The sequence below is a fragment of the Clostridium fungisolvens genome (assembly GCF_014193895.1).
In the GTDB taxonomy this organism is placed as follows: domain Bacteria; phylum Bacillota; class Clostridia; order Clostridiales; family Clostridiaceae; genus Clostridium_AR; species Clostridium_AR fungisolvens.
Genome location: NZ_BLZR01000001.1, coordinates 2,852,223 through 2,867,512, shown reverse-complemented (window position 1 = coordinate 2,867,512; position 15,290 = coordinate 2,852,223). Strand labels below are relative to the sequence as shown.

The following is a 15,290-nucleotide window of genomic DNA, read 5'->3' as shown; positions in this document are numbered from 1 at the left end:
TTTATAATTTTGTAAAAATGTTACGTTTTTTACTGTATTTATTTTCCAAATGCTGTGCTATAATGTGTCCATGAAACTAACAAGAATATTAAAAATAAATGAAAAAGACTTTTATGATTTTCTTGAAAAAGATCTCTTATCTAATATTAATCAATGTATGAGTAAGGAACTAAGCGCAAAGGATATCAAGAAAGGACTGAAGTATTCAAAATATGATAATGACGCCCATACTCGTATTGATATAACCATATTAGATTATAAAAGAGGAGAGTTTTACAAGTCACAAATCAAATCATTACTAGACACCATTACTATTTCTTATGAAACAGAAGTAGTGGACGAGGGCTTAAAAGTAATATTTAATCAACATATCGAAAGTTTTGAGAAAGAAAAACACAACAAGTTGATGAGAATGTTTAGTGAGGCTGTTTACTACGGAAGAATGACAGATACACTTTATGATATCCAGAAAAAGATTCTAAATAGTAAAGAGGGGATTGTAGAACCAGTTCATCCACAGCAGGCTGAGTATAAACATCTAAAAAAGCTATTTTCTAAAGAAATATAATAGAAACTAAGAAATGAAAAATGCCTCCTATCTATGTTTATAGAGTAGGGGGCATTAAATTTGTATTTTTTACACTTTCTTTATAATCATTATAATGGTTGTAATTTCATTATCATCTATTATGACTTTGAAGATCTTTTCTAAAGGTTTTAGGATTTTAACAATAGCTTGATAATCATCTTTAAATACTGAGATAATCTTGCTTCTGTCATTATTATTTACTGCTGATTTACCATCTAACAATCTTTCTACTAAACAGGCTAGATGCATAAATAAGCCAACTCTTTGATCTTCGGTAAATGAATAGAGCATACTGAATTCATCAATGATATTTGGCAGCACAGTTTTCAGTTTAGATATTGATGTATATTTAAACTGTTCCCCTAAGTATTTATATACATCATTGTAATTCACAGACCGAGAATTTACAGGCTCAAACATAAGGATACGGTCTAAATCTTCTTTAGAACTTTCAAAAACCTTTTGTATAGAAATAAATGGAATGCCAAATAATTTCGGATCATATGCACCAACAAAACTATGAATATTATAGGTTTTTTGGAGTGCTAAAACTTCTTTTAAAAGCGCATTACGTGAAGATATTGCAAGGGCTATGGTTTTTATTCCTAGTTTCGAATACTGATCAATATATAATTTTAATTGTGCTGCGCCGCCTTCACCTGTATGACAAAGAGTAACGATGATATTATTATGCTTTTCTACATTTTTTCGCATATTATTGATTTCGAGATTTGCCATATGATAGACATAATCTATATCGCTTTCCATGGAGCATTTTCTTGCAACATCAATACCGATTAAAGTTATAGGCATATTGATATACCTAATTTTTACATCTATTTCCTCTGCGATAGTTTCAAGCATTGTCTTTATGGAGCCCATATCATATATGACAATAACACCTTTTCCACGGTCGATTTTTTCAATAAGTGCTTTGATTTCTTCTACAGCCTGTCTTGTTCCAACCTCCAAAGCCAAATCATAGCTGTAAGCATTATGGCAATGGGTTAAACTATTTGTAACATCTTTTAAGGACGAGGCCGTTTGACTGCCGTGCATAATATAAAGTAGTACTGGGTGTTCCTCGTCATTATTTTCATCTGATTCGATTAGAAACATAGCTATTAGAACAATCTCATGAATAGGTAAGTTCAAGCCTAGTTTTTCTTTTAAAATATCTGCAAACTGTACACTTGCAGCGTATTCCTCTGGATAATCTTGAACAATCTTAACAATCTGATTATTTTCTACCCGTTGCTCAGAAAGATTTAAGTTTAATAGTGAGTTTATATGTAGGCAAAGCCCGTAAAATACATTAGATTTATAATTTACTCCAAGCTCTTTTTTTCTAGCATTCAAAAAATAACTAACCATATCTATGATTCTTGGGTCCACAATTTTAGAAAGTTGCTCTAGATTGTTTGAATCACCAAAACCATTATAATACCCATATTTCTTAAATAAATTACGAATATGAGTATTCATGACGTTTTCGATGCCGCTATTATTAATGCCAAGATTAGACAACTCATCATACTGTTTCTTAATTTCAGAGTACATATCAACTGTAGAATGAGGATCATAAGATCCTTGATCAATAATGTTTTTATCGTAAATAATAGATTCTCTTTTACCTAAGAGTACTTCAATCTCAGTATCATAGCTTTTTAGATTTAATAAACTTTTTTTTATTTGTCCTTTAAAATCATTAACACATACGCAAATGGCTTGTTCAGACTCGTTAACTACTCGTACATAAGCATTTGCACAGGCTGATTTAATATCAAGCTCTAGACCTTTGATATTGTAATTAAAATCCGAAAGTAGTAATGCTTTAATTGATTCAGCAGTTACTTCAATTGAACGTTCCGAGTTTGCTGCTTCAACTTGAAAAAAATGATTGATAAGATCAAAACGTTCTTCCATAGAGCGATCTTTTAATTCCGGCAATTCTATGGTAACAGGAATAATACGGTTTATTTGCAAAACACTTTGTGGGGAACAGGCTAGTACCAAAAATAAATCATTACAATCTAGTGACTTAGATTTATCTTCTGAATATATTTTTCCTGTATCCAAAAATCTAAACAAACAACCCTGCTGCTTAGCATCTAATAGATCAACATTGTCAATAAATAGCATTCCTCTCTGGGCTTTTACAAAGCAACTGCTGTTCAAATTACCTTGAGTCCCAAAGAGTTCCTCATCTAATACAGACACATTTTTAGAATAATGACGACAATCAATTTTTACATAAGGAGCGTCTTTTGATAAAATCCCCATTTCTTTAGCAAAATCAAACATTAATGAAGCAAAATAAGTTGTACCACAACCTGTTTTGGAGGAAAGCAAAACATTTAGACTAGACCGTGGATAAAGAATAGCAGCTTGTGCTAATTGAATTGCATTTCTTAAACTGCCATTGTAGCCAATCAATTGTGTAAAGCATGACTTTTCTGTACTTTGGTGAATTAGTTCAGGAAGCTTATAATAAACAGGCCTTGTGGTTGTCTTAGCAAGTCGTCCTTCTTTTACGAGCTCGTTTAATAAAGCACTTACATTAGAACGATGTAACCCTAAAGCTTCTGCAATTGTCTTTGTTTCCAAACCATTTTTATTTTCATTTTTACTATAAACTTCTTGCTGTATGAATTCGTATACAGTTTCCTTTATGCTTTTCAACTTGTTATCCCCCTCACCGTCTTCGTTATTGTGTATTCTGTATGTTTTTATAAGTATACAGAATACAAAAAATACCATACACTAATTATAAAATTAAATTTAATTATTTACAATAATTGGATGAAGGTAAATTGCTAGGTTTTAAAAACTACTTCAAATCTCTGTATCTTGCTTTGCAAAATAATTCTCTATTGCATATTTAAAACAATTAACAAGGAATTCATGGGCTTTTTTAGTTACCTCAGCCTTAGGGCATATCTGATCAAAGCCATGGTAACAACCAGTGAAAATTTCAAAATGAACAGGTATTCCAGCCTTTTTTAGGTTTTCCACATAATAAATAGTTTCATCTCTGAAAGGCTCTAAGCTACCTACAAAGGTTGCTGTTGGTGGGAGCTTACTATAATCTTCAGATCTTGCAGCAGCGGCATAGTATGGAACTTTTTCTGTACCAAATAAACATCCAAGATATAGCTTCCAACCAAGAGAGTTTGATTTAGAGTTCCAAACCGGTGCATCATTTTCCTTCGCAGACTCAGTTGTCATTCTATCATCAAGCATTGGATATAGTGGCATCTGAAAAGCAATATTAACTTCGCCTTTATCTCTTGTGTATAAAGTAAGGGCTGCAGTAAGTCCCCCTCCTGCACTATCACCTCCAACCATTAGCTGATCTGACCTGATTCCTAATTCGTCTGCATGATTTTTCATCCATAAAAGTGCTTCATAGCTATCCTCCAAAGCAGCTGGATATGGAGCTTCGATGGATAGCCTGTAATCAGGAGCTATAACAATACAATCACTTACTTCTATAAATTTTTTAGCATATAACTTAGATACCTCAGGGGATCCAAGTGCATAACCTCCTCCATGTAACCAAAGAACGCCTGGAACATCTTCTTTAAGAGCTAGAGGTTTAAATACGCAAATACGCAGTCTTGACCCATCTTTTCGCACAATATATTCTTCTGAGAATTGTATAGTCTTATCGTTTACTTTCATTTTGCTTTTACGGCTTAATTTATACATAAAGCGTAGTTTTGATTCCGTAAAAGTATTATTAAGAAGCTTAAGTAATCTACCAGCATTCCTCAGGTCTTTATCAATAGAACTAAATTTTACTTTCATCTTTTGCCCTCCACAGTTATTCGGATAATATCAAATTAGGTGTAAAATTAGACAAGGTGTTGTATATTATATTAAATTACAGTAGAATTTTATTCAATAAACACTTGAAGACAATTAAATAAAGCTGCATATGGGAGATTAATAGATAATATTTCTCTGGAAATATTTTACTGAAATGTTTAGAGCTACTATCACTTATACATAGGAAAAGGAGAAAGACTTTATGAATATAAAAGAGGTTGCCCAAAGAACAGGAGTATCCATAGATAATCTGCGCTACTATGAGCGTATAGGATTAATCCCACCTATAAAAAGGACAGAGTCAGGTATACGAGACTATGATGAAAGAGCAATTCATTGGGTGGAATTAGTTTTAAAGTTTAAAAAGGCAGGAGCATCGCTTGAGTTTATTAAAGAATATCTTAATCTTGCAAATGATGGAGAATCCACAAAGGAAGATAGACGAGCTATTCTTTTTGAAATAAAGAACAACATTGCGGAGCAAATGCAAGAATTACAGAAATGCTTTGATATGATAAATTATAAAATTGAAAATTATGATGATTTGTGTGACCCTGTGACAACAGAAATCATAGGAGAATGGAAATCCTCAGAAAATAAAGATAAATAGTATAGCCAAAAATAAATATAAATTCAAATAAAGCCAGTAGAGCAAGAAATTACTTGTTTTACTGGCTTTAACTAATTCAATTTACATTAAGCTCAAGCACGAATTTAATATTGCAATCAAGAATTTACTATTACATTTTACATAAAATATTTGAATAAATACTTGACTTGGAGTTAACTTCAAGTGCTAAACTGATTATCAAGAAAATAGTTCAGCGTGAGGTTAATTATGATAAAAATAGTACTATTTTGTGCTGCTGAAAATACAGCAAGGTTGCTAGTACAAAAAATGGAACAAGAAGCAGAAGCAAGAGACCTAGAGATATATATTAAAATATTTTTAGAAAGGCAAATAGACGAACAATTTGATGAAATAGATTTAATTTTAATTACACCAGAGGTTGCATATATTCTCCCAATGGTTAAGGAAATATATGAACCTGAAGGAATACAAGTAGATGTAATATCAGCAGTAGACTTCAGTATTGTAAATGGAGAGAAGGTTTTAAATTTTGCATTAGATCTACTTGAGGAAAAAGAAGTATATTGTTGATTAGTAGATAAAAAGATGATTTAGAGTTTGGTATTATTACATTGGAGTTAGTTACGAGCAATATAATTATTTAAATATTAGGAGGTACAAAAATATGACGATTGCAGAAGTAAGTGCAAAGTTTGATCTGTCACAGGATACACTCCGTTATTATGAGCGTATAGGATTGATTCCTCCTGTGAATCGCAGTAAAAGTAAGATTAGAGACTATACAGAAGAAGATTGCAAATGGGTTGAATTTATTAAGTGTATGAGAAGTTCAGGTCTTCCAATAGAAGCCTTAATTGAATATGTTACCCTATTCCAAGAAGGTGACGGCACTGCTGAAGCAAGAAAAGAACTTTTAATTGAGCAGCGTGACAATCTTGTATTAAAGATGGAAGAAATGAAGAGTACAGTAGAACGTTTAAATGGCAAGATTGCTAGATATGAAGAAACAATAGGAAAGAAAGAAAAAGGATTAAAAAGGTCCTAAGTTTACAGTATCGGGGACAGCTTAAACTGCGTGTAGTAGTTTATGCTGTCCCTTGTTTTGTTGATGGTATTTCAAATTTCATTTAAGGACACTACCGTACTATATTTTGTGCAAGAGTAAAATCGCTTAAGATGAATTTACTATTGCAAACAAGAATTTAGTTTTTCATTTTAGGAGAGCGGCAATAAAAAACTATTGACTTGGAGTTAGGTCCAAGGAGTAGGGTTATAATAAGAGATCAAGAAAGAGAGGACTAAAAATGAGTGGAAAATCTTTAATAGCCTATTTTACAAGAGAAGGCAATAACTATGTAAGTGGTAATATTGTAAATTTATCTATAGGTAACACAGAAGTGGCAGCGAAAATACTTCAGAAGATAACAGAAGCGGATTTGTTTCGTATAGAAGCTGTAAATCCTTATCCTGAGGATTATACAGAATGTACAGAAGTGGCCAAGAAAGAGCTACAGCAAAGTGCTAGGCCAGAATTAACTAGTATGGTTGATGACATAGATTCTTATGATGTTATATTCCTTGGATATCCTAACTGGTGGGGGACTTTTCCAATGCCTGTATTTACCTTTCTAGAAGATTATGATCTATCTGGGAAGAAAATCGTTCCTTTCTGTACTCATGAGGGAAGTGGGATGGGACGTAGTGAAAGCGATATTAAAAAACTTTGCCCAGGTGCAAAGGTAGAAAAAGGTCTTGCTATCAAAGGAAGTAGTGTTAAGGGAGCAGAAAAAGAAATTTATAAATGGGCTCAAAAGTACTTAACTTCAATGTGATTATTTAACTTTTTAGATATAATAACAAGAGAAAATGGAGCAGATGAAATGGAAGCAACTTTAGTAAAGAAACGTTTTTTTTCAAATCATGATTTATTTACATTATTTTTACCGCTGATAATAGAGCAAGGACTTGAATATACCGTTGGAATGGCAGCTTCCATGATGGTGGCACAAGTTGGAGAGTCGGCTGTATCAGGGGTGTCACTAGTAGATTTTATCATGGCGTTAATCATTAGTATATTTGCAGCATTAGCAACAGGTGGAGCAGTAATTGCGGGACAGTATCTTGGGCGCAAAGACAAGGTAAATGCAACAAAAGCAGCAAACCAACTGGTCAAATGCTCACTATTATTATCAGTTGCAATAACTGCATTACTATATGTTTTTAAACCGCTGATTCTAAATCACTTATTTGGAGATATTACAAAAGAGGTATCGGATGCAGCAAATCATTATTTTATCATAGTAGCAATATCAGTTCCATTTTTAGCTTTATATAATTCTGGTGCTGCGATCTTCCGTACTATTGGCAATTCTAAATTACCAATGAAAATTATGCTTGTTATGAATATTATAAATGTGGCAGGAAATGCACTGTTAGTGTCAGGGTTTCACATGGGGGTCACAGGTGTTGCTATTCCAACATTAGTTTCAAGAGTTGGGGCAGCCTTGATTATTCTTTTTATGGCACATAAAAGTGATTGTGAGCTTAGAATTACAAAGTTCTTAACTGAAAAATTTGATAAGAACATGATAAAAAGAATCTTAAATATAGGAGCACCCTTCGGTTTTGAAAATGGGATGTTTTATCTAGGAAGGCTGATTGTATTAAGTATTGTTTCAATGTTTGGAACCGCATCAATCGCAGCTAACTCTGTTGCAGGAACCATTGTTATGTTTGAAGTGCTGCCGGGTATGGCAATGAACTTAGGGCTTTCTGTTATTATATCAAGATGTGTTGGAGCTGGAGATTTTGAGCAGGCAAAGTACTATAAGAAAAAAGTGAGAACTATAATCCATTTAGGTTTTATTATTAGTTCTGTGATAGTACTACTTTTAATGCCAGTGATTATGCAGGTTTATAATCTTTCGCCAGATGCTACATCCATGACATGGAAGATAGTTATCGCACATGCAATTATGATGATTTTAATATGGCCATCTGGCTATATGCTTCCTATTATATTCAGAGGAGCTGGGGATGCAAAGTTTCCAATGGTAGTCAGCACATTATCTATGATTTTTTGCAGAATTGCGTTGTCTTATGTATTTGCAATAGGATTTCATATGGGAATGCTAGGTACTTGGGTTGCTATGTTTGTAGATTGGATTATAAAATCAGTGATTTTTGAATTTCATTATAAAAATGATAAATGGACAAAGTTTAAAGCTATTTAAAAATATAAATTTTATTACGAAGTTTTTCAAAAATAGTATTGACCTTAAGTTAACTTAAGGAATTATAGTCAATATGTAAGGAAAACTGATGTATAAAAATACTTTTTGAAAAGGAGATAAATAGCTATGAAAATAACAGTTATAACAGGAAGTCCAAATAAGAAGGGTACCACTGCTTTATTAGCAGATAAATTCATTGAAGGAGCTACAGAAGTAGGACATGATGTGTATCGTTTTGATGCAGCTTTTGAGAAGGTAAATCCTTGTCTTTCATGTGGATATTGTGCAAGGCATGATTCTGAATGTGTTCACAAAGATTCCATGAATAAACTCAATGATAAGCTATTGGAATCGGAGATGATAGTATTTGTAACTCCAATCTATTACTACACAATGTCTGCCCAGATAAAAACGGTGGTTGACCGTTTCCATGCTAAAAATGCAAAGCTGTCTGGTAATAAAAAGGCCATGCTTTTTGCAGCTGCCTATGGGTCAGATGATGAAACAATGGAGGGACTACAGAAAACCTATGAAGCAATTTTACGTTTTCTTAATTGGAAAGATGAAGGTGTTTTGTTAGCAAAAGGATGCCCAGCAAGAGAAGTAATTGAAACAACAGATTATCCAAAGTTAGCGTATGAAATGGGAAGAACCATAGTTTAGCAATATAAGAAGGAACCTTCTTGGCCATTATCATTTTTACTATGTATTTATAATGTTGGAAACAATAAAAAATACCATATTGAGAAAAGGAGATGAGATTATGCCAGTAATCACATTAGAAGCAGGAAAACTAAATAAAGAGCAAAAAAGTCAGTTAGTAAAGGAGTTTACAGATGCTGCATCAAAAATTATGAATGTACCAGAGCAGGCATTTATCGTATTAATTAAGGAAAATGAAGCGGAAAATATTGGGGTAGGTGGAGAACTGCTTTCAGATAAGGTTAGAAAGTAATTAGAAGATAATATTTACACTGAAAATAATGAATTAAGTAAATATATTATATAAAAACAGCTTGGACAAATGTTCAAGCTGTTTTTATACAATTAGTAGTAGCGAGCCCTCCATACATAAAGATGATGTTTCTAATATTATGTAAAAATTGTGAAGTACTTACTTTGATAAAAGTGGCTTAAGTAGTGAAATCAAAAAGTTGAAAAAGTTTCATAGTAAATTATCTACTATTTACATAAACAACAGATAAGTCATGTTTTAAAATAAAAAACTTGCTAAAATTAAAAAAATTTTTTTAAAAAAATGTGTATGTCTTTTTTTAGATTTACTGTATGAAAATGTATAGAATTGTTAAACAGTAGTGAAAAAACACAATAAAAGATTGAACACTTCAATTTGTGTATAAGTGTATAATTTAAAAACGAAACATACACAAATTACAGTGTATGTCATTCATACAAAATAGGCTTAATATAAGGAAAATAGCCATGTTGACATATATTTGCAAATATTGTATTGTTTTTTTAGAGTATTAAGTGTATAACTTCTTTAGGAGGTGTTTGTATGAAATCTAACAGAGAACAGATTATTGACTTCATGATTAAGTGCTCAAATTCTGTTAATAGTGAAGAAGCTAAAGGAGTATCAACTCAATACTTATCAAATAGATTAGGAATGCAAAGGACCAATATAAGTAGTATATTAAATGGACTTGTTAAAGATGGTGTCGTAGAAAAAGTTAACGGTCGACCAGTTCTTTATAGAATCAAAAAGAAAACGATGACACCACAAGGAGAACAATCCTGCTTTAAACAACTTATAGGTTGCAATGGAAGTTTAAAGAATGCAGTTCAATTGGCCAAAGCTGCAATACTTTACCCGCAACATAGTTTGCATTCACTAGTATTAGGACCAAATGGTTCTGGGAAAAGTTATTTTGTTAATCTAATGTATTATTTTGCTAAAGAAAACAAAATAATAGAAAATGAGGCGCCATTTATTAGATTTAATTGTAATAATTATAGTGATAAACCAGATCAGATGGTTGAAATTTTATTTGGGATAGATAAAGGAAGTTTTCTTAGCAGAGCTAAAGGCGGAGTTTTATTTATAGATCATATAGAGCTACTTCCTGCTGAAGGAAGAAATATTTTAATACGACTTGTTGAAAACAATTACGTAGAAGTTAATGGAATTAAAAGTGAATTTAATGGGATAATCATATGCGCTATGAATGATATAGCGCAACAAAGTTTGATTGATTACTATAGTTCATATTTTTCTATAAGGATACAGTTACCGTCATTAGCAGAAAGAAATTTAAATGAAAGGTTTGAACTAATCAAACACTTTTTCACAATTGAGGCTGCAAGATGTAATAAAACTCTTAATATCAATTCTGAGCTTTTAATATGTCTACTGCTCTATCAATGTGAAACAAATGTAAAACAGTTAAATAGAGATATCCAAATAGGATGTGCAAATGCTTATGTAAGAGAGTTTGAGAACAATAAAGATAATATCTCAATTCTTATGAGTGATTTTCCTTTCTATGTAAGATCTGGATTCTTGAACTTTAAAAGATATAAATCAGAAATTAAAGAAATAATATCTGAAAACTGCAATTATGCATTTTCTAAAATAGAAGCAACCATGATTTCGTTAAGTGAAGAAAAACTCAATAAGAAAAAAAACATGTATGATTTCATTGATGAAAAGGTTAATGAACTAAGAGAAAGAGGAATTGAGGAACAAGATATAAACACTATTATAAGTATAGATGTTGAAAATCAATTCAAGAAGTATAGTAAAAAGCTAATGAATCAAGTTGTAAATGAGGAACAATTATCTGAAATAGTAAATAGTAGAGTTATAGCCTTGGTTAAGGAATTTCTTAACGAAGCCACTAAAAGGTTCAATAAAGTTTATCCTCATTCTATATTCTATGGATTATGTCTTCACTTAAACTCAACTTTAAGTAGGAAAGATAAGGTTCAAAGACTGAGTAATGAACAAATTATGGATGTTATTGGCAAATATCAAGATCAATACAGTTATTGTGTGAAATTTGTAAGCTTAATAGAAAAAGAATTTGCTAAAAGATTGCCTATAGACGAAGTAGTATTCATTACAATGTTTATTACTAGAGATTCTTTAGAAAAAGAAGAAAATAAATATCCAGTGGTATTACTAGCTCTGCACGGAAATACAGCGGCGAGTTCGCTTGTTGAAGTTATTAATAATATGGGGAGTCATGAAACCTACGCCTACGATATGCCATTAAACAAAAGTGTGAATGTGGCATACGAGGAATTGAAAGCAATGATAATAAAGATACATCAAGGAAAGGGTGTTTTTGTTATTTATGATATGGGTTCCTTTGCAACTATGTTAGATATGATATCTTCAGAAACAGGAATTGAGATTAGAAAATTGGAAATCCCAATTACCTTGTTAGCTTTAGATTGCAATAGAAAGATAATGCTTGGAATGGAAATGGATGAAATTCATGAAGGGATTATTGATGCCTATAATAATACGATGTACATGCAGAAAGATGAATATTACAGATCTAAAAGCAAAAATGTAATACTAAGTCTATGCATGAGCGGAGAAGGAGCAGCAGTACAAATAAAAAACTATATTAAAAATAACATAAGACTTCATGAAGTAGAGATAATTCCGTTAGCAATTTCAGATAAGCAATTTCTTTTAGAAGAGGTAAATAGAATAAAGGAAAATCATAACATCATTTGTGTTATAGGAAGCTATAATCCACAGTTAATGGGAATACGATATATACCGATTACAGATATTTTTCAGAACAATTCAAAAGAATTGAGAGCACTATTAAATTTGGGCAATGAGGATATTGATGATAATGATGAAGAAGGCGATGATTTTAAAGTTATTTTTGATCACTTAAGCCACGAGTTGGAACTTGTAGATGTGGACAAACTTAGAGTTTATTTGCCAAAAGTAATTGGTGAAATTGGAGTGAATGAAAATTATCATCTTACTGAAGAACAAGAACTTGCTCTTATGGTGCATATAGCTTGTTGTATAGAATACATGTTAAAAAAAGTGCCAATGTCGTCTAATATACACAAAGAAAATATATTAAATGAAAATAAAGCACTATACAATTCTATCAAAAAAAGTTTTTCTGTTATAGAAAAAGAATTTGATGTAACCTTTAGTGATAATGAATTAGCAAATATAATCTCTATAATGAAAATGTCACAAAAGGGTTAGAGACTTAAATATAGTTAGCTTTAGATTGAAAGCTATTATTATTGAAAGAGGGGAAAATAAAATATGTCTAATATAATGGAAACTATGGAAAAAAAAGTTATGCCTCCGATGACGAAATTGAACAATAATAAAGTTATAAAAGCTCTTACAATGGGTATGATGGCTACAATGCCACTTACGCTAGGAACTTGTTTAGTTGCAATTGCTGCTAATTTTCCAATGAAAGCATGGAGTGACTTACTTGCGAAAACTGGAATTGGAGTGCAGATGAATGCAGTAATTAACGGAACTACACAGCTTATGGCATTATACATTGTAATTGCCATTGCATTTAATTATGCAAAGATTAAAGGACATGATGGAATGACTGCCGCTATGTTGTCTCTAGGTTCATTTATTGTTTTAATGCCACAACAAGTTATGGTTGACAAGACTCCAATACTAGCACTTACAAAAGACTATTTAGGAAGTACGGCTATTTTCGGTGGAATGGTTATAGCGTTATTAGTAACAGCACTATACTGTCAGCTTGATAAAAAGGGTATTGTTATTAAAATGCCTGATAGTGTACCAGAGATGGTATCAAAATCATTAAGTCCAACCTTTATCGCAATGATCATTTTCCTAATTGTATTAATTGTACGTATTGGTTTTGCTGCTACACCATATGGAAATATATTTGATTTCATAACTAAAACCGTTGGTTTACCAATAATGAAATTTGGAGCATCTCCTTGGTCAGTTGTAGTTGTATTTATGATTATAAATTTCTTATGGTTCTTTGGTATACATCCAAACACAATATTAAGTGTATATATGCCAGTACTTATAACAGCAGGTACAGCAAATATCACGGCGTTCCAGTCAGGAAAACCATTACCTTACTTTGCTTTTTCAGCCTTGGCGGCATATATAGGACTTGGAGGAGCCGGTTCCACTCTAGGGTTAGCGATTTGTATGTTGACTGGAAGGTCAGAACGTTATAAGACTATGGGAAAATTATCAATTGTGCCTTCAATTTTTAATATAAATGAACCACTAATATTTGGTGTGCCTATAATGTTTAATCCAGTTTACTTTATTCCAATGATCTTATCAACTCCAGTAGGTGCTGCGGTTGGGTTAGTATTCATTAAGCTTGGAGCTCATGCAAAAATGAATCCTACAATTCAATTACCTTGGACAATGCCACAACCTGTAGCAGCTGCTATTTCAACTGGATTATTTGCGGCATTAGGCGTTTGCTGTGCGGTTGCAGCTGTAACATTATTGTATTTCCCATTTTTTAAATACGCTGATAGACAAGCATTAAAAGAAGAACAAGAAGAAGTTGTTGCAGTTTAGATTTATAGTAAATTAATAAAGGAGAGATGTAAAATGATTCGTATTTTATTATGCTGTTCAGCAGGTATGTCAACAAGTTTATTGGTTCAAAAGATGAGAAAATCAGCAGAAGAAAAAGGTATTGAGGCTGAAATATGGGCTATCCCTCAGCCTGAACTTCCAGAAAATAAAGATAAAGCAGATGTAATATTGCTTGGACCACAAATTAGATTTGCTCTTGGTGAGGTTAAAGAAATGGTTGGTCCCGATAAACCTGTAGATGTAATTGAACTTAGGGATTATGGAACAATGAATGGTAAAAAGGTCTTAGATTTTGCGTTGTCAAAATTAGGCTAAAATTAGAGAGGAGAACATGGCATGGAAAGTTTAGAAATGACTTGCTTTGAGATTATTTCATCAGTAGGTTCTGCACGTTCTTGCTATATTGAGGCAATTCAAGAGGCGAAAGTTGGAAATTTTGATAAAGCAAATGAATTAATGCAAGAAGGTAAAAGACTATTTCAAGATGGACATAAGTTTCATAAGGTATTGATTGAAAAGGAAGCATCTGGTGAAAAGGTGGAAACTAGATTATTGCTAATTCACTCTGAAGATCAGATGATGAGTGCTGAAGTGCTAGAGATTATGGCACGTGAAATTATTGAACTTTATAAAAATAAATAGATACTTGGGGTGTTTTGTAAACACCCCTTAATAAAACTTATAAATAAAGAAAGGAGATAAAAATGATTGATGTAATTATAAATGCAGATGATTTTGGTATGTCAGAAGCTTTTAATTACGGTGTTATTAAAGGATATAAAGATGGTGTTGTATCCTCAACTACATTAATGGTAAATATGGATTCAGCTGAACATGCAGTCTCTTTGGCTAAAAGTTTTCCTGATTTATTTATAGGGCAACATACTAATTTAGTGTTAGGCAAGCCTTGCTCCAATCCACAAGAAATTCCATCTTTGGTAGATGAAAAAGGATATTTTTGGAGTTCATCTTACTATAGAAATGGTAGCAAGAAATTTGTATATGAAGATGTAAAAAAAGAAACTATTGCACAAATGGAAAAGTTTAAGGAATTATTGGGATATTATCCACAGCATATAGAAGGACATTCTGTTTTTGGTGAGGTTATTGAAAAAGTATTTAAGGATATAGCCTTAGAATATAATATACATGCCTCATTATTTACAGAAAAGCTAAAAGGATATAAGGAAACTATGGTGCCAAGCGATTTTAAAGTTATGATGGACATAATGTCAAAGGGAATTTCTGTGGATAATATACTTAATGATGATCTAAATCTCCTAAACTGTGATGGAAAGATAGTAGAACTACATTTTCATCCTGGATATTTAGATCAATTTATTTTAGATAATTCAACTCTTACTTTACCAAGATGTAAGGATTTAGATACATTATGCGATGGCAAAGTTGTAAATTGGTTTAAAGAGCAGCCTATCAGACGTATTAGTTTTGGTGATTTAAGGTTATAGA

General features: G+C 32.1%; 15 protein-coding genes. 13 read left to right on the top strand and 2 right to left on the bottom strand.

The genetic code is table 11. From position 1 onward, the window contains the following. Positions 1-70 precede the first annotated feature (70 nt). Entirely contained in the window at positions 71-568 is a 498-nt protein-coding gene (locus tag bsdtw1_RS12560; protein ID WP_183277904.1) for a DUF3284 domain-containing protein, read from the top strand. A gap of 69 nt (positions 569-637) precedes the next feature. Here bsdtw1_RS12560 and bsdtw1_RS12555 read toward each other — a convergent pair whose 3' ends face one another. Beyond that, entirely contained in the window at positions 638-3,271 is a 2,634-nt protein-coding gene (locus bsdtw1_RS12555; protein ID WP_183277903.1) for a PRD domain-containing protein, read from the bottom strand. 153 nt (positions 3,272-3,424) lie between these two features. Beyond that, positions 3,425-4,399, bottom strand: coding sequence for an alpha/beta hydrolase (locus bsdtw1_RS12550; RefSeq protein ID WP_183277902.1), 975 nt, complete (start codon positions 4,397-4,399; stop codon positions 3,425-3,427). A 223-nt stretch (positions 4,400-4,622) separates the two neighbouring features. On the opposite strand from bsdtw1_RS12550, the gene bsdtw1_RS12545 reads away from it, so the two are divergent. The 12 genes from bsdtw1_RS12545 to bsdtw1_RS12490 all read left to right on the top strand — a co-directional run bounded on the left by bsdtw1_RS12545 (position 4,623) and on the right by bsdtw1_RS12490 (position 15,289). Then, complete coding sequence (locus bsdtw1_RS12545) at positions 4,623-5,030, top strand: MerR family transcriptional regulator (RefSeq protein WP_183277901.1); 408 nt, start codon at positions 4,623-4,625, stop codon at positions 5,028-5,030. Positions 5,031-5,258: 228 nt separating this feature from the next. Then, entirely contained in the window at positions 5,259-5,582 is a 324-nt protein-coding gene (locus tag bsdtw1_RS12540) for a PTS sugar transporter subunit IIB (protein ID WP_183277900.1), read from the top strand. Between the two features lie 94 nt (positions 5,583-5,676). Continuing rightward, complete coding sequence (locus bsdtw1_RS12535) at positions 5,677-6,057, top strand: MerR family transcriptional regulator (protein WP_183277899.1); 381 nt, start codon at positions 5,677-5,679, stop codon at positions 6,055-6,057. 259 nt (positions 6,058-6,316) lie between these two features. Continuing rightward, positions 6,317-6,844 carry a flavodoxin gene (locus tag bsdtw1_RS12530; RefSeq protein WP_183277898.1) on the top strand — a complete coding sequence of 176 codons (528 nt, stop codon included), beginning with the start codon at positions 6,317-6,319 and terminating at the stop codon, positions 6,842-6,844. Between the two features lie 48 nt (positions 6,845-6,892). Next, positions 6,893-8,245 carry an MATE family efflux transporter gene (locus tag bsdtw1_RS12525; protein ID WP_183277897.1) on the top strand — a complete coding sequence of 451 codons (1,353 nt, stop codon included), beginning with the start codon at positions 6,893-6,895 and terminating at the stop codon, positions 8,243-8,245. Between the two features lie 126 nt (positions 8,246-8,371). Continuing rightward, positions 8,372-8,908 (top strand): flavodoxin family protein, encoded by a 537-nt coding sequence (locus bsdtw1_RS12520; protein ID WP_183277896.1) that lies wholly within the window; start codon positions 8,372-8,374, stop codon positions 8,906-8,908. Positions 8,909-9,008: 100 nt separating this feature from the next. Then, positions 9,009-9,200: a 4-oxalocrotonate tautomerase DmpI gene (dmpI, locus tag bsdtw1_RS12515; RefSeq protein ID WP_183277895.1), complete on the top strand. Its 192-nt coding sequence runs from the start codon at positions 9,009-9,011 to the stop codon at positions 9,198-9,200. A 564-nt stretch (positions 9,201-9,764) separates the two neighbouring features. Then, positions 9,765-12,455: a PRD domain-containing protein gene (locus bsdtw1_RS12510; protein WP_183277894.1), complete on the top strand. Its 2,691-nt coding sequence runs from the start codon at positions 9,765-9,767 to the stop codon at positions 12,453-12,455. A 63-nt stretch (positions 12,456-12,518) separates the two neighbouring features. Next, a complete protein-coding gene (locus bsdtw1_RS12505) occupies positions 12,519-13,799 on the top strand; it encodes a PTS sugar transporter subunit IIC (protein WP_183277893.1) in 1,281 nt (426 codons plus the stop codon). 33 nt (positions 13,800-13,832) lie between these two features. After that, a complete protein-coding gene (locus bsdtw1_RS12500) occupies positions 13,833-14,135 on the top strand; it encodes a PTS sugar transporter subunit IIB (protein ID WP_183277892.1) in 303 nt (100 codons plus the stop codon). Positions 14,136-14,156: 21 nt separating this feature from the next. Beyond that, positions 14,157-14,462: a PTS sugar transporter subunit IIA gene (locus bsdtw1_RS12495; protein WP_183277891.1), complete on the top strand. Its 306-nt coding sequence runs from the start codon at positions 14,157-14,159 to the stop codon at positions 14,460-14,462. Between the two features lie 62 nt (positions 14,463-14,524). Further along, entirely contained in the window at positions 14,525-15,289 is a 765-nt protein-coding gene (locus bsdtw1_RS12490) for a ChbG/HpnK family deacetylase (protein WP_183277890.1), read from the top strand. Position 15,290 lies beyond the last annotated feature (1 nt).

Coding starts and splice junctions, on each gene's coding strand:
- bsdtw1_RS12525 (WP_183277897.1), top strand. CDS start 6,893: ATGGAAGCAACTTTAGTAAAGAAACGTTTTTTTTCAAATCATGATTTA.
- dmpI (WP_183277895.1), top strand. CDS start 9,009: ATGCCAGTAATCACATTAGAAGCAGGAAAACTAAATAAAGAGCAAAAA.
- bsdtw1_RS12490 (WP_183277890.1), top strand. CDS start 14,525: ATGATTGATGTAATTATAAATGCAGATGATTTTGGTATGTCAGAAGCT.
- bsdtw1_RS12545 (WP_183277901.1), top strand. CDS start 4,623: ATGAATATAAAAGAGGTTGCCCAAAGAACAGGAGTATCCATAGATAAT.
- bsdtw1_RS12505 (WP_183277893.1), top strand. CDS start 12,519: ATGTCTAATATAATGGAAACTATGGAAAAAAAAGTTATGCCTCCGATG.
- bsdtw1_RS12535 (WP_183277899.1), top strand. CDS start 5,677: ATGACGATTGCAGAAGTAAGTGCAAAGTTTGATCTGTCACAGGATACA.
- bsdtw1_RS12550 (WP_183277902.1), bottom strand. CDS start 4,399: ATGAAAGTAAAATTTAGTTCTATTGATAAAGACCTGAGGAATGCTGGT.
- bsdtw1_RS12500 (WP_183277892.1), top strand. CDS start 13,833: ATGATTCGTATTTTATTATGCTGTTCAGCAGGTATGTCAACAAGTTTA.
- bsdtw1_RS12530 (WP_183277898.1), top strand. CDS start 6,317: ATGAGTGGAAAATCTTTAATAGCCTATTTTACAAGAGAAGGCAATAAC.
- bsdtw1_RS12495 (WP_183277891.1), top strand. CDS start 14,157: ATGGAAAGTTTAGAAATGACTTGCTTTGAGATTATTTCATCAGTAGGT.
- bsdtw1_RS12520 (WP_183277896.1), top strand. CDS start 8,372: ATGAAAATAACAGTTATAACAGGAAGTCCAAATAAGAAGGGTACCACT.
- bsdtw1_RS12560 (WP_183277904.1), top strand. CDS start 71: ATGAAACTAACAAGAATATTAAAAATAAATGAAAAAGACTTTTATGAT.
- bsdtw1_RS12510 (WP_183277894.1), top strand. CDS start 9,765: ATGAAATCTAACAGAGAACAGATTATTGACTTCATGATTAAGTGCTCA.
- bsdtw1_RS12540 (WP_183277900.1), top strand. CDS start 5,259: ATGATAAAAATAGTACTATTTTGTGCTGCTGAAAATACAGCAAGGTTG.